Annotated in this window: 13 protein-coding genes; 4 read left to right on the top strand and 9 right to left on the bottom strand. The window is 55.9% G+C overall.

Annotation, left to right across the window (positions count from 1 at the left end; all coding sequences use genetic code 11):
• Positions 1-110 precede the first annotated feature (110 nt).
• Both KO499_RS02380 and KO499_RS02385 read left to right on the top strand, forming a co-directional pair.
• The gene (locus KO499_RS02380; RefSeq protein WP_228339726.1) at positions 111-611 is read left to right on the top strand and encodes an RNA polymerase sigma factor; all 501 of its coding nucleotides are present in this window, start codon (positions 111-113) and stop codon (positions 609-611) included.
• Positions 608-1,333: a hypothetical protein gene (locus KO499_RS02385; protein ID WP_215982122.1), complete on the top strand. Its 726-nt coding sequence runs from the start codon at positions 608-610 to the stop codon at positions 1,331-1,333. Before KO499_RS02380 ends, KO499_RS02385 begins: the two co-directional genes overlap by 4 nt.
• 42 nt (positions 1,334-1,375) lie before the next feature.
• Here the strand turns inward: KO499_RS02385 and KO499_RS02390 are convergent, their stop codons facing one another.
• Complete coding sequence (locus KO499_RS02390; RefSeq protein ID WP_215982123.1) at positions 1,376-3,451, bottom strand: dehydrogenase; 2,076 nt, start codon at positions 3,449-3,451, stop codon at positions 1,376-1,378.
• Between the two features lie 163 nt (positions 3,452-3,614).
• Here KO499_RS02390 and KO499_RS02395 point away from each other — a divergent pair, with 163 nt between their 5' ends.
• Positions 3,615-4,628 (top strand): class I fructose-bisphosphate aldolase, encoded by a 1,014-nt coding sequence (locus KO499_RS02395; protein ID WP_215982124.1) that lies wholly within the window; start codon positions 3,615-3,617, stop codon positions 4,626-4,628.
• Here KO499_RS02395 and KO499_RS19795 read toward each other — a convergent pair.
• From KO499_RS19795 to KO499_RS02435, 8 genes are all read right to left on the bottom strand, one after another.
• On the bottom strand, positions 4,610-4,735 hold the full coding sequence (locus KO499_RS19795) for a hypothetical protein (protein ID WP_266100632.1): 126 nt from the start codon (positions 4,733-4,735) through the stop codon (positions 4,610-4,612). The genes KO499_RS02395 and KO499_RS19795 overlap by 19 nt on opposite strands.
• Positions 4,736-4,828: 93 nt before the next feature.
• Positions 4,829-5,800 (bottom strand): tRNA dihydrouridine synthase, encoded by a 972-nt coding sequence (locus KO499_RS02405; RefSeq protein WP_215982125.1) that lies wholly within the window; start codon positions 5,798-5,800, stop codon positions 4,829-4,831.
• Between the two features lie 137 nt (positions 5,801-5,937).
• Positions 5,938-8,109, bottom strand: coding sequence for a catalase/peroxidase HPI (gene katG / locus KO499_RS02410; protein ID WP_215982126.1), 2,172 nt, complete (start codon positions 8,107-8,109; stop codon positions 5,938-5,940).
• Between the two features lie 365 nt (positions 8,110-8,474).
• On the bottom strand, positions 8,475-8,693 hold the full coding sequence (locus KO499_RS02415; protein ID WP_215982127.1) for a DUF2835 domain-containing protein: 219 nt from the start codon (positions 8,691-8,693) through the stop codon (positions 8,475-8,477).
• A gap of 6 nt (positions 8,694-8,699) precedes the next feature.
• Complete coding sequence (htpG, locus tag KO499_RS02420; protein WP_215982128.1) at positions 8,700-10,601, bottom strand: molecular chaperone HtpG; 1,902 nt, start codon at positions 10,599-10,601, stop codon at positions 8,700-8,702.
• 121 nt (positions 10,602-10,722) lie between these two features.
• Complete coding sequence (locus KO499_RS02425) at positions 10,723-11,157, bottom strand: PaaI family thioesterase (protein WP_215982129.1); 435 nt, start codon at positions 11,155-11,157, stop codon at positions 10,723-10,725.
• The gene (locus KO499_RS02430) at positions 11,154-11,624 is read right to left on the bottom strand and encodes a PaaI family thioesterase (protein WP_215982130.1); all 471 of its coding nucleotides are present in this window, start codon (positions 11,622-11,624) and stop codon (positions 11,154-11,156) included. Before KO499_RS02430 ends, KO499_RS02425 begins: the two co-directional genes overlap by 4 nt.
• A 17-nt stretch (positions 11,625-11,641) precedes the next feature.
• A complete protein-coding gene (locus KO499_RS02435) occupies positions 11,642-12,382 on the bottom strand; it encodes a DUF599 domain-containing protein (protein WP_215982131.1) in 741 nt (246 codons plus the stop codon).
• Positions 12,383-12,594: 212 nt separating this feature from the next.
• Here KO499_RS02435 and KO499_RS02440 point away from each other — a divergent pair, with 212 nt between their 5' ends.
• The gene (locus KO499_RS02440) at positions 12,595-13,857 is read left to right on the top strand and encodes a M48 family metalloprotease (protein WP_215982220.1); all 1,263 of its coding nucleotides are present in this window, start codon (positions 12,595-12,597) and stop codon (positions 13,855-13,857) included.
• The last annotated feature ends 81 nt before the right edge of the window (positions 13,858-13,938 follow it).

Here is a 13,938-nt window from a genome sequence, read left to right on the forward strand (position 1 = left end):
TCCAAATTCCGGAACGTTTCACTTAATCTAACGGCCCGACCTGAAAAAAATTCCGTTCCGCATGGAATAAAAGATTGGCCCGCTCGTCTATCCGGTAACCCCAACGCAGAATGAGCACTATGCAACAGGAAATCACGGAACTACTACCAGGTCTTCGAAAGTTCGCCTACTCGCTGACTGGCTCTGTCGCAGATGCTGACGACTTGCTGCAGAACACGGTTGAACGGCTTCTGACCCGTGAGAGGCCAGACGATGTGGATCTCACCAAGTGGGCCTTCCGAATATGCCGTAACGTCTGGATAGACGAGTGTCGGGCCCGAAAAGTTCGCCGCGAGGCCGCCAATCAGCCTGAACTGACCGATGGCCTGGTAACCAACGGCGAACACCAGACAACCAAAGAAATCGAGTGGAACCGGGTGGATTCGGCTATGTCTCAACTGTCCGAAGACCAGCGTCAGATCATATCTCTCGTGGCCATCCAGGGCATGCCCTACAAAACGGTAGCAGAGATACTCGATGTGCCCAAAGGCACCGTGATGAGCCGGCTCGCTCGCGCTCGGGCAGCACTGCACGAAGCCCTGTCACCAGCCACCTTGAGGACCGACTCATGAAACCTACAGACGAGACCCTCTCAGCTTTCCTTGATAGCGAGCTCAGCCCGGCCGAAATGAGTGCTGTCAGAGACCAGATCGCCGATGACCCCACACTGGCGGACCGGTTGGCCGAACTCGCGACGGTGGATGCGGAACTCCGGGCACATTACAGTTCCATTGATGACCCGCCCATGCCGGAAGCGGTCAGCAGGATGCTGGCCAATGAGAGTCAGGGTGCCACTCCGGGCGGCAGGGATAATGTGATTGCGTTTCCATGGTGGCGAAGACTGCGCGAACACTCAGGCAAAGCCGTTGCCGCCGCAGTAATTGCCGGCTTTGCGATGACACAGTGGCTGACAATGCCAACCGAGGGGAATCCACCCTGGCCCGCGGTAGCGGAGATACTGGATAGCCAACCCAGCGGACAGGCTTACGCTGTGAACGACGATGCCGTGCTGACGCCTCGTTTAACCTTTATGAGTCAAGCCGGGGAATGGTGCCGCCAGTTCCACCTCGACGCCGGCGGCCAGGCCTCAGAACAGATCGCCTGTCGCACCCAGACAGGCAGCTGGGAACAGAGGGTTCGCAAGGAGGCTGACCAAGCAGCTGCCACAGGCGGCTATCAGACGGCCAGCGGTGGAAGTCTGCTTGACCGTCAGCTTGATCAGTTGATGGCCGATCTGCCCCTGGGACGCGAGGCAGAACGTCAGCTGCTGGAACAGCGCTGGTCTGACCGCTAATCCGGTGCGCCACCCCAGCGCAAGATCTGTTGACGGCTTGCCTTATGCCGGCATATCCGGCCCCTCAGCTTCCTGGGTCTGGCTGGCTGCCAGATTTCGAACTCTCTCGAAATCCTCCTCGGTGAACGCACCGTTCACTCCGGAAATGGCGGCCAGTTTCATGCCGTGCTTCAAGCCCAGCTTATAAATCTCTCGCACCTTTTCCCATTCGATATTGCGCCCCAGTGTGAAGTTTTCGAACTTGGCCTCCAGAGCCAGTACGATGGTCTCCGCCAGGCAGGCATAAGCTATCCCTTTGGGCAAACCTATGTCTTTCATGTGCACCTCGCCCGGCAGCTGAATTTCACCTGACTCAATGACCAGCACATCCGGACGTTTTGCCACGTCTTCCGCGGAAATATCCAGGGGTCTGGCCACGTCGGTGATCACGCAACCCGGCTTCACTTTCATGATGTCCAGAATTCGTTTACCAGCGCCCGAGGTAGCGGTAACGATCATGTCCATATTCGACAGATCGCGCTCTGCAGAACCTGCGACATGCACGATAGCGCCCGGTGTTTCCTGTTCAATGCTTTCCTTGAGGGCAAGCAGCTTCGCAGGCTCCGGCGCTGCGAGATAAATCTCGTCAACTGCCTTGGCAAGCAATCGGGCGCAAACAGACCCGATCGCACCCGTAGCGCCCACGACCATGGCCTTGCCGGCAGCTTTACCGTTGGCTCCGATACTCACCCGCCCTATTTTCTTCATGGCGTCGTGGGCGGCCCAGAGAGCTCCCGAAGCGCTGTAGCTGTTACCAGTAGTGATTGGCAGTGGCGCCCGTTTGGCTACCGTAACACCGGCATCGCCGACAACCTTGGTGAAGGCCCCCAGGCCCATGATCTGGGCTCCCAGTTTTTTCGCCAGTTTTGCCGCCTGCAGCAGCCTTGCATAGGTAAATTCAGGCCCATGCGCCATGATTTCCCTGGGCGTACCACCAACGGTAATCAGCCAGCCCTCTACCTCATCGCCGTTGGGAGACCGGATGCCGGACACCTTCGAATAGATAAACGGCGGTGAATAGGCGATGGCCTTCTCCACCAGGTTCATCACCACCGGCGGAGAAACACTGGCAACCCAGTCCAGCGGCGGTGTCTTGGTCAGGTACTGCTGGGACAACGGGTGGATCACGAAGGCGAAACGGTTGACCCGTCGGTAACCGTCCGGATACAGGATCCTGGGCTCAATGCCCAGGTTCTGGATAACATCCAGATAGTCGTCCGGCCCAAGTTGCTCCGGAGTCCGCGAAAGAGCCGCACTGATCATGGCCTCCATCACGTTTACGCCCACAGGCCGGCCTTCCAGCCAGGGACTGTAATCCACGACCATGGCAACCCCCCGGGAGCGCATCCAGTCCAGAGCCGAGTCGGTGACACGGGAGGTAATGATGGTTTTTCCATCCAGCTCTTTCTTGCTGAAATTCTCCAGATCTCCCATGGATGCAACAATCACGTGCGCCTGGGAAACGGCCTGATGCAGCGAACCTTTCACAAGGCCCTCTCCCAGTCGGTACAACGGGGAACGAAGAAGGGCTTCTACCGTTTTTACCGCCACGGGCTTGAACATGATCGGTGCGGTCAGCGAGGTGTAAGTTTCCAGCTGTTTCAGAGACGTCAGCAATCTCGGCACCCCGAAATCGGTGTAGGGGTCCGCAAAAAACAGATTCTCGGTATGTTCTGACAGCGCCCTGGCAATTCGATAGCCGGCCTGACCGTTCATGAAAAGAACACGGGCATTGTCAAAAAAATGCCCCAGCTCAGACTGGGTATGACGCACCGCCCACTCCTGCAGGATGGCCCGCAGACCAGCACCCGTGGTAACAGGCTTGTCCGGGACACGGGCTTCAAGACGGGCCGTATCCGGGTGCTCCAATTGCTCCCGTCCTACCTCATAGTGATCATGGAACATGCTCAGACCAATGGCGTCCGCCTCAGCATGCACCGACTCCAGTGCCGCTTCTGCCCTGGAAAGATCCCCATCGGCGCCTATCCGGATAATCCGGAAAGGCTGGCCCAGAAACGTGGTTTCAAGATCGTAATCGTATTCTGCAGATCCCTGGCTGACACTGACAACGGTTTTCATATACCGAGGTTTCCTGTTTCCTGTTGCTTTCAACTACAGCGTAATTCAGGACATCCGTTTCTGCCTTAGCGCAGATCAAATTTCATACTGTGATTCAGCGTCTACAATTAGGTGGCGGGCCGACCGACCACTCAGACTAATGCGGATCAATCAGGAGTTCATTATGACCATTCAGGAAGAACTGAGCGCCACTATCCAGGAATTGGTTCAGCCCGGCAAAGGAATACTCGCGGCCGATGAGAGCCACCCCACCATCGCCAAACGCTTCAAGGCCATCGGGGTGGAGTCAGCCGAGGAGAAAAGGCGGGAATACCGCAGCCTGATTTTTTCGGCCGCAGGGCTCGGAGAGTTCATCAGTGGCGTGATCCTGTTCGAGGAGACTCTGGGTCAGAACAGCCTGGACAACGTCCCCATACCAAAGCTGCTTGCCAGCAATGGCATTGTACCGGGTATCAAAGTGGATAAAGGCAAGCAACCTCTGGTCAATGCACCGGGTGACGAAATCACGCTTGGCCTGGACGGACTTGAAGACCGCCTTGAAATCTACAAACACCAGGGCGCCCGGTTCGCCAAGTGGCGCGATGTATTTCATATTTCGGAGACACTGCCATCACGACAGGCTGTGGAGGCCAATGCCGAGGTGCTCGCCCGCTATGCCGCTATTTGTCAGTCTATGGGCATAGTGCCCATTGTCGAGCCGGAGGTGCTGATTGATGGCAACCATACCATCGAGCGCTGCACAGACGTGAGTGAGACCGTTATCCGCGAGGTCTTTCATGCCCTCTACCGCCACAAAGTAAACCTTGAGTACATGATTCTTAAACCCAGCATGGTCACACCGGGCAAAGACACTCCGAAGGCGTCCCCGGAACAGGTGGCAAAGGCGACTCTTGACGTTTTCCGCCGGGCCGTACCGGCGGCAGTGCCCGGCATCTGTTTCCTGTCGGGGGGGCAGACTCCGGAAGAAGCCACGGTTAATCTCAATGCCATGAACAGCATGGGTCCACAGCCCTGGGCACTGAGCTTCTCCTACGGACGCGCCCTGCAGGAGCCGGCGCAGAAGGCCTGGGCCGGGAACCTCGACAACGGCCAGGAAGCTCAGGCGGCAATACTCAAGCGCGCCCGACTTAATGGTGCCGCGCGCTCTGGAAACTACCGTCAGGAAATGGAAGACTGATCTTCCATTTCCGGCCCCGGCAATGCCCGGTCACGGCTACAAAGCTCGCCATCGTGACTCCCCAACGGCGTCACCTTCACAACGTGATCGTCAGCTGCTACCGGCATAACGGCGCCCAACTGCAAGCAAGCGGATGCTCCGACGAACGCCATTGATACCAGTGTAGCCGCAGAAAAAACCAGCGATCGGAAAAACGGAGATCAGGCCGCGCGGGAGTCCGAAACCGCCACCCGCTGATCCAGACACGCCATCATAGGGGCCACCTCGCGGATTTTTCGGGCCTCGGGCCAGAGCGTTTCCGCCTCAGAGAAACCCTGACGCAAGAAGTTGAGCCATTGTTTGATGCGTCCTGTCACATACCGGTCTTCCAGCCAGCCCTGCAAAACCATGGCGTATTCGCGTACCAGCGCCACTGCTTCCGGCCAGGTCATATCCGGCACCTGTTCACCCTGCTGGCTGGCCTTTATCTGCCGGGCCAGGTCTGGCCGTGCAATCAGGCCACGGCCAATCATCACGTCCTCACAACCAGACACTTCCCGGCAGCGCCAGTAATCTGCAACGGTCCAGATCTCTCCGTTTGCAATGACATGGGTGCTCACGGCTTCCCTTGCCCGGGCGATCTCCTCCCAGTAGGCGGGCGGCTTGTACCCATCGACTTTGCTCCGGGCATGGATGACGATTTCTTCAGCGCCGGCCGCTTCAAGTGCCTGCGCACAAGCCACGCCCATGGATCGATCGTCATAGCCCAGACGCATCTTGGCCGTAACCGGCACCGATTGTGGCACTGCCTGACGCACCGCAGCCACAATCTCATGCATCAGCTCCGGCTCACGCATCAGCACACAACCACCCTTGTGCTTGTTCACGGTTTTGGCCGGGCAGCCAAAATTGATATCCACCTGAGTTGCCCCGAGTTCCGCAGCCCGGACGCCATGGAGCGCCATCTGGTGCGGATCTGAACCGAGTAACTGAACGGCAACGGGAGTCCCCACCTGGGTAAGTGACTGGTTATGCAGTTCCGGGGCGTACTTGAAGAACACTCTGGGTGGCAGCATGCCGTGTGTAACGCGCACGAATTCCGTCACGCACCGGTCAATCCCGCCAACCTTGGTCAGGGTTTCACGGATGGGCGCATCGACCAGCCCTTCCATAGGGGCGAGAATAATTCGCATGAGTGCTCCAGCAGAAAGACGGTCTGTTCAGGGTGAGACTGATCAAAAATCAGACGGAGCGGATTGTAAGGAATTTGGCGGGAAGTTGGTAGACGGGCACCCCGTTATCGGAGTGCCCATTTGCTTACTTTCAGGTTTTATTCAACGTCGAAACGATCGGCGTTCATGACCTTTGTCCATGCGGCAACGAAGTCATTCACGAACTTCGCTTCATTGTCGTCCTGGGCGTACAGCTCTGCGTAAGCACGCAGGATAGAGTTGGAACCGAATACAAGGTCAACACGAGTCGCGGTAAACCTTGTGTTTCCATTATTGCGATCAACAATGTTGTAGGCGTTTTTGCCAGTGGGCTCCCACCGATTCGCCATGTCAGTCAGATTCACGAAGAAATCATTGGTCAACTGACCGACGCGATCCGTAAAGACACCGTGTTTGCTGTCGCCATGGTTGGTTCCGAGTACCCGCATACCTCCGAGCAGAACGGTCATTTCAGGCGCAGTCAGTCCCATCAGCTGGGCACGGTCCAGAAGCATCTCTTCCGGCTTGACCACGTAATCCTTCTTCTGCCAGTTGCGGAAGCCATCAGACAACGGCTCCAGCGGATCGAAGGATTCAGCATCCGTCATTGCCTCAGTCGCATCACCACGGCCTTTCAGGAACGGAACATGAACGTCGTGACCGGCAGCCTTCGCGGCCATCTCGACACCCAGGTTCCCGCCCAGAACAATGACGTCAGCAATGCTGGCACCGGTGTCGGCCGAAATCTTCTCATAAACCTTCAATACCCTGGCCAGGCGCTCAGGCTCATTGCCTTCCCAATCTTTCTGGGGAGCAAGGCGGATGCGCGCACCGTTGGCACCACCACGCCGGTCAGAACCACGGAAGGTCCGTGCACTATCCCACGCTGTGCTTACCAGCTCGTTCAGGTTCAGGCCTGATTCAGCGATCTTTTCCTTGACCACTTCCTCAATATAATTGGTTTCACCCTGGGGAACCGGATCTTGCCAGATCAGATCTTCACCCGGCACGTCCGGACCAATGTAACGGGACTTTGGCCCCATATCCCGGTGGGTCAGCTTGAACCAGGCGCGGGCAAAGCAATCCCTGAAATAGTCCGGATCCGCCATGAACCTTTCACAGATCGCGCGAAACTTCGGGTCCACTTTCATGGCCATATCCGCATCGGTCATCATCGGCATGCGACGAACCGATGAATCGGTGGTATCAACAGGCATGTGCTCTTCTTTGATGTCCACCGGCTCCCACTGATGTGCGCCCGCAGGACTCTTCGTCAGCTGCCATTCATAGCCAAACAGCAGATCGAAATACCCCATGTCGAAGGTGGTTGGATTCGTCGTCCAGGCACCCTCAACGCCAGAGGTTACCGCGTTGGTAGCCTTACCCTGCAGATTCGGATTAACCCATCCAAGACCCTGCTCCTGAACATCCGCCCCTTCCGGCTCGGCCCCGAGAGCATCTGCATCGCCATTACCATGAGCCTTACCGACGGTGTGGCCGCCTGCCGTCAAGGCAGCAGTCTCTTCATCATTCATTGCCATGCGGGCGAAGGTAACACGTACTTGCTCGGCCGTTTTCTGCGGATCCGGCTGGCCATTGACACCTTCCGGATTCACGTAAATCAGACCCATCTGCACGGCAGCCAACGGATTTTCCATGGTGTCTGGCTTGTCGACATTTTCGTATCGGCTGTCAGACGGTGCCAGCCACTCCTTCTCCGCCCCCCAATAGATGTCCTTTTCCGGATGCCAGATGTCCTCGCGACCATAGGAGAACCCAAAGGTTTTCAGACCGAACGACTCGTAAGCCACATTTCCGGCCAGAATAAACAAATCTGCCCAGCTTACTTTATTGCCGTACTTTTTCTTGAGTGGCCACAGTAAACGCCGAGCCTTGTCGAGGTTACCGTTATCCGGCCAGGAGTTGAGCGGGGCAAACCGCTGGTTACCGGTTCCCGCGCCACCGCGGCCGTCCGCCAATCGATAGGTACCGGCAGCATGCCACGCCAGACGAATCATCAGGCCTCCGTAATGACCCCAGTCGGCAGGCCACCACTCCTGGCTGCTGGTCATCAACTCGTGCATGTCTTTTTCAAGGGCCTCGTGGTCAAGCTTTTTAACCTCTTCGCGATAGTTAAAATTCTCACCGAGGGGATTGGTTTTACTGTCGTGCTGATGAAGGATGTCAAGATTGAGGTTTTCAGGCCACCAGCCGGCAACATCGGCCTTTTCCTGAGTATTAGATCCATGCATCACGGGGCACTTTCCGCCCGGGCTGTTGTTGTCGGTCATTGTCTTTTCCTCACTGAGTTGGCAAATCAACACTTCGTTGAAGGTGGCACTACTAACTATAGGACACAGTAAACACTCTGCTCTGAGCATTTCTTATATCCCGGATAGCGTGTCCCTATGAAAATCTGCAGGCGCTGCGTCGTTCGTTCCGGTTACTGAGCACACGCGTAATCGCTCCAGTAAGCCGCCAGGATTCCAAGAAAATCCTTCCGGGCAATCAAACGATCGGATGAAAACATAGCTAACATGGGCAAGCTCCTGCCTATCGAGAACGGAAACACGATAGCGTGAGGCAGATGCTTTGATACAATTAATTAAACGTAAGTTCGTGAAAGGTTTTATTTATGGATGGTGCGGTGAAGCGTTTAGATCCGCTCAATAGAAGAGAACTTGCCGGCATCGTCAAACACAATGCGGAAACTACCGCGAACACCGTCGCGAAGATAGTAACGGGAGAGGATACGGGCCGGGAACCGGACAGAGCGTCCGTCCCGGGCCGTGGTGCGGACATCGGTAGCAACTCCCTGATAGAGCTTGATCCACTCCTCAGGGCTAATGTTGATGTCCACTACAATCTGCTGCATGGGCGTTTAATTGGCCAGTTCCAGCAACAGGCGGTTCAAGCGGGTGACGTAGGCCCCCGGATCCGGAAGCTGCTCACCGCTGGCCAGGGTGGCCTGGTCCAGCAGAACAGCCGAGAGCTCACTGAATCGTTCTTCGCCTTTTTCGCGTTCAAGGCGCTGAACCAGTGGGTGATCCACATTGATCTCAAAGATCGGCTTGCTATCAGGCACCTGCTGGCCGGCAGCCTCCATGATCTTCTTCATCTGGGCACCCATGTCGAAGTCACCCACGACCAGACAGGCCGGTGAATCTGTCAGACGGTTGGTCACACGCACTTCCTGAACCCGATCATCCAGTGCGCTCTTAATGCGCTCAAGAAGGTCCTTGTGCTCCTCCGCAGCCTCTTCCTTGTGCTTCTTGTCCTCATCGGTCTCAATTTCACCAAGATCCAGATCACCCCGGGCAACATCCTGGAACTGCTTGCCGTCGTATTCGCTGAGGTAGCCCATCATCCACTCATCAATGCGATCAGTGAGAATCAGCACCTCGATGCCCTTTTTACGGAACACTTCCAGATGTGGGCTACTCTTCGCCGCGGTGAAGTTGTCTGCAGTGATGTAGTAGAGCTTCTTCTGCCCATCTTTCATCCGGCTGATGTAGTCATCCAGCGACACATTCTGCGCGCTCTCGCCAGTGTGGGTAGAAGCAAAGCGCAGCAGACCGGCAACCTTCTCTCGGTTGCTGAAATCTTCAGCCGGCCCTTCTTTCAATACGGTACCGAACTCGGTCCAGAACTTCTGGAACTGCTCAGGATCCTTTTTGGCCAGCTTGGACAGCATATCCAGAACCCGCTTGGTAAGCGCGGTGCGGATACTTTCCACGGTACTGTCGTTCTGCAGAATCTCCCGGGATACGTTCAGGGACAGGTCATTGGAATCAATCACGCCCTTGGCGAAACGCAGGTAAAGCGGCAGGAACTGCTCGGCGTCATCCATGATGAACACGCGCTGCACGTAAAGCTTCAGGCCACGAGGTGCTTCCCGGTTGTATAGATCAAACGGAGCTCGGGCCGGGATATACAGCAGGCTGGTGTAGTCCAGCTTGCCTTCTACCTTGTTGTGGGACCAGGTCAGCGGGTCTTCAAAGTCATGGGCGATGTGCTTGTAGAATTCCTTGTACTCTTCGTCCTTGATCTCGTTACGCGGAAGGGTCCAGAGTGCCGTCGCGTCGTTTACGGTTTCGTACTCCTCCTTCTTCTCGCCTTCTTCGCCTTCACTTGCCTCCGGCTTCATTACGACCGGGAAGGAGATATGATCCGAATACTTCTTCACCAGGCTACGCAACTTCCAGCCATTGGCGAATTCCTTGGTGTCCGGTTTCAGATGCAACACAATCTGGGTACCACGGTTTTCGAGGTTCACCTGCTCAATCGAGAACTCGCCGTCGCCCTTGGATTCCCAATGCACGCCGTTCTCCGCAGACTCACCAGCACGACGGGTAAAGACATCAACCTTGTCGGCCACGATAAACGCCGAGTAGAAACCAACACCAAACTGCCCAATCAGCTTGCTGTCCTTCTTTTCATCTCCAGACAGCTGTTGCAGGAATTCAGCCGTACCAGAGCGGGCAATGGTACCCAGGTTCTGGATTACGTCGTCGCGGGTCATACCGATGCCGTTATCGGTGAGCGTGACTGTGTTGGCCTCTTCATCAAAATCCAGACGAATTTTCAGATCGGGATCGCCTTCATACAGGCTGTCATCCTTCAGGGCCGCGAAGCGCAGTTTGTCCTCGGCATCTGAAGCATTCGAAATCAGCTCACGAAGGAAGATTTCCTTGTTGGAGTAGAGGGAATGGATCATCAACTGAAGCAGTTGCTTCACTTCCGTCTGAAAACCCAGAGTCTCTTTTTGCGTCTCAACCGTCATGGCGTTTATATCTCCTGAATACGAATAAACAGGCACGGTGTGCCCACATTGCCTCATGGTTCGTGTTGAACAGGAATTGGGGGCATACCGGAGCATTTCAAGCCCCGATACATCGAGAAAATCAGTCCTCGAGCAGGAAGTGCGCGCGTGCCGTCGCAATGGGTTGGGAACGGGATTTTTGCCAGGCGCTGACCATCACATTGGCAACCCGGTTACCCTGACGTGTCAGTCGACATTCAGCGTAGGTTTCGCGGTTGAGCCCCGCCCTGAGGTAGTCCAGAGAAAAATCAACGATGCGAGGCATACGAAGACTTTCCTGCGACATGATCAGATAGATATTGGCGGACATCTCCATGAAACCACCAATCACGCCACCGTGGATTGCCGGCAGAATCGGGTTGCCAAGATTGGAATCCTTGCAGGGCAAGCGAAAAATCAGGTCGTCTCCGAACTGCTCACACTGCAGGCCTATCCAGATGGCGTAGGGAATGCTCTCAAGCATACGGCTGAAGTCGCCGGTTTCCTGGGTATAACGGAGGATTTCCGGATCAGTCATTCTTCACCCCCTGTAATCAGGTCCCGGTAGTGTTTGGGGCTGGCATCCTTCCCGATACGCATAAAGGTGGCCACGCAGTTGGCAATGGTCTCACCCCCTTCCTGGAACGCTTCACAGCGGGTGAAAATGATATTTCGGGTTACCCGATAGGTTTCAGCGCGGGCATAAACCGGCTTCCGTGGCGAGGCCGGACGCATATAGTCCACCCGCAGATCCAGCGTCGGACAGAGTTCGAACTCTTCCAGGGAACACAGGATCACGCAACCAGAAGTCGTATCCATTAATGTGGTTATAGCCCCGCCATGGATCACACCGGTGTCAGGGTTACCGATGATCCGGTCACTGTAGGGCAGGCAAAGTGTCAGACTGCCTTTTTTTGCCTCGGTGACAGTGAGGCCGAGTTCTTTGGCCTGGTTGAGTGTATCGATAAAACGGGTAACCCGTTTACGTCGGATCTCATCGTTCATTCAGGGCAACCTGCGAATCAGCTTTTGGGTTTAGGGCTACTGTCGGGCTTACCTGGCGCAGGCTCCTCGAACACCTTCCCTGCCCTCAACGCCTCCAATGCATAGGAACAGAATTCCCGGCGGTACAGTACGATGACCACCAGCGTAGAAGCAGCCATGAAAACAATCGGATGAATAAACCAACCTACCACGGCGAGTGCGTAGTAGTAGGATCGCAGTCCAAGGTTAAATGCATCACCGGCGAGATTACAGATATTGCCGGCACTGCGGGCAAACGCCTCCCGGCCAGCCGGGCTGGTTTTGGTATCGCCAGGCGGTGGAGCACTGCCCACCATCACCGACACAAAATTATACATCCGCATCGACCAGGTGAATTTGAAGAAGGCATATATAAACACGACCAACAAAACCACCATGCGCAGCTCCCAGATTTCCCGACTTGGCAGTGTGCCAAACGGCATGGTGCTGAACACTTCCATCACTTCCTGGGTATAACCGAGTGCGGTAATAATACCTGCAAGAATCAGCAGGCAGCTGGAGGCGAAAAACGCCCCATTCCGTTCGAGGTTACCAACGACCGAGGCATCGGCAATCCGATTTTCCCTGCGTAGCATGACGCGCATCCAGTCTTCCCGGTAGAGATCCAGGGTGTTGGACAAACAGGGACGGTCTGCGGCACGGCGTTTGGAGTACTCGGTGTAACCGAGCCAACAAACCAGGAACCAGAGCAAAGCGGTCAGTTCGAGTACGTTACCCATCGGCTGCCTTAGATCGAAAATGGCGAAACATTGAAGGAACAGAGACTTATGATACGCCAAGGGTCGGCCTGCCACCACCGCTGAACATTGCCCGATAATCCACCGGCAAGCCATCCTATGCTATAAACTGACCACTCAGGAATCAGGCACGGATCTGCAAAGGTGCCTGAGGTTGCATTACTCAAAGGGAGCTCATTGTGTACCTGTCTGCCATGAAAACCAGTCTTCTCGCCATTGCGCTGGTCACAACTCTCAGTGGTTGCTCGGTCAACCCGGTAACCGGGGAAAAACAGCTTTCGCTGATCGGGGAAAGCCAGGAACTCTCCATGGGCGCGGAGCAGTACGTGCCCACCCAGCAAACCCAGGGTGGTCGGTTTTATGTGGATCCCGAACTGACACTCTACGTGAGCGATGTTGGGCAGAAAATGGCCGCGGTCAGCGATCGACCGGATCTGCCCTACGAGTTTGTCGTTCTGAACAGCAGTGTGCCTAATGCATGGGCGTTGCCCGGTGGCAAAATCGCCATCAACCGCGGGCTCTTGACCGAGTTGGAAGACGAAGCCCAACTGGCATCCGTTCTGGGTCATGAAATCGTCCATGCGGCGGCCAGACACAGCGTACAGCGCATGCAACAAAGTATGCTTATAAGCGCCGGCGTCGCTGGTCTGGGCTTTGCCTTGTCCGATAACGAATGGGCCGGGCTGATTATGGGAGGCGCTGCACTGGGTGCACAGCTGGCGCTGGCTCAGTACAGCCAGGGTGACGAGCTGGAATCAGACCACTACGGCATCCTCTATATGAAAGAAGCAGGCTACGATCCCGAGGCGGCAGTAGAGCTACAGGAGATCTTTCTGAAACTGTCTGAAGGCCGGAAGTCCAGCTTTGTTGATGGCCTGTTCGCTACCCACCCACCCTCAGCAAAACGGGTAGAAGAAAACCAGGAACTGACTCAGACCATTGGTGCCGGCGGCTACCGGGGCAAGGATGTCTACGACCGTAAAATGGCCACGCTCCGGTCACTGCAGCCGGCCTACGATGCCCACGACCAGGCCATGGAACTTGCGTCTAACGGCGAAATGAAAGCGGCCCTGGACAAGGTCACTGAAGCCATTCAGCTGCTCCCACGGGAAGCCATGTTTTACGCGCTGCGGGGCCGTATTTATCAGGATCAGAAAGAAACCGAGAATGCCGCGGCCGACTTCGAGAAGGCTGTTGAACTGTATCCGGAGATGTTCGAGTACCGGCTATATAACGGGCTGGCTGCCCTGAGTCTGAACAATCTCGACAAAGCCAGGGAGAATCTCACCAAAGCCAATGAGACAGTACCCACATCCATTGCTTTCCTGCGCCTGGGGGATGTTGCCGTCAGGCAAAACAACCGCGATGAGGCCATTGCCTACTATGGAAAGGCCGCGGAGGCCGGCGGAGACATCGCTGAGGAGGCCAAACGCAAACTGGCGGTATTAACCCAATAAAGCCGCGCCGGATCAAAGGTGCAAAAAGGCCGGAGTCCTGAAGGATTCCGGCCTTTTTGGTTTCATCGAGGGCAAATTGCC

The organism is Marinobacter sp. F3R08 (assembly GCF_018860425.1).
In the GTDB taxonomy this organism is placed as follows: domain Bacteria; phylum Pseudomonadota; class Gammaproteobacteria; order Pseudomonadales; family Oleiphilaceae; genus Marinobacter.

What these genes read in the sequence shown, in the direction of transcription:
- KO499_RS02380 (WP_228339726.1), top strand. Translation starts at nt 111, where the DNA reads ATGAGCACTATGCAACAGGAAATCACGGAACTACTACCAGGTCTTCGA.
- KO499_RS02385 (WP_215982122.1), top strand. Translation starts at nt 608, where the DNA reads ATGAAACCTACAGACGAGACCCTCTCAGCTTTCCTTGATAGCGAGCTC.
- KO499_RS02390 (WP_215982123.1), bottom strand. Translation starts at nt 3,451, where the DNA reads ATGAAAACCGTTGTCAGTGTCAGCCAGGGATCTGCAGAATACGATTAC.
- KO499_RS02395 (WP_215982124.1), top strand. Translation starts at nt 3,615, where the DNA reads ATGACCATTCAGGAAGAACTGAGCGCCACTATCCAGGAATTGGTTCAG.
- KO499_RS19795 (WP_266100632.1), bottom strand. Translation starts at nt 4,735, where the DNA reads ATGCCGGTAGCAGCTGACGATCACGTTGTGAAGGTGACGCCGTTGGGG.
- KO499_RS02405 (WP_215982125.1), bottom strand. Translation starts at nt 5,800, where the DNA reads ATGCGAATTATTCTCGCCCCTATGGAAGGGCTGGTCGATGCGCCCATC.
- katG (WP_215982126.1), bottom strand. Translation starts at nt 8,109, where the DNA reads ATGACCGACAACAACAGCCCGGGCGGAAAGTGCCCCGTGATGCATGGA.
- KO499_RS02415 (WP_215982127.1), bottom strand. Translation starts at nt 8,693, where the DNA reads ATGCAGCAGATTGTAGTGGACATCAACATTAGCCCTGAGGAGTGGATC.
- htpG (WP_215982128.1), bottom strand. Translation starts at nt 10,601, where the DNA reads ATGACGGTTGAGACGCAAAAAGAGACTCTGGGTTTTCAGACGGAAGTG.
- KO499_RS02425 (WP_215982129.1), bottom strand. Translation starts at nt 11,157, where the DNA reads ATGACTGATCCGGAAATCCTCCGTTATACCCAGGAAACCGGCGACTTC.
- KO499_RS02430 (WP_215982130.1), bottom strand. Translation starts at nt 11,624, where the DNA reads ATGAACGATGAGATCCGACGTAAACGGGTTACCCGTTTTATCGATACA.
- KO499_RS02435 (WP_215982131.1), bottom strand. Translation starts at nt 12,382, where the DNA reads ATGGGTAACGTACTCGAACTGACCGCTTTGCTCTGGTTCCTGGTTTGT.
- KO499_RS02440 (WP_215982220.1), top strand. Translation starts at nt 12,595, where the DNA reads ATGAAAACCAGTCTTCTCGCCATTGCGCTGGTCACAACTCTCAGTGGT.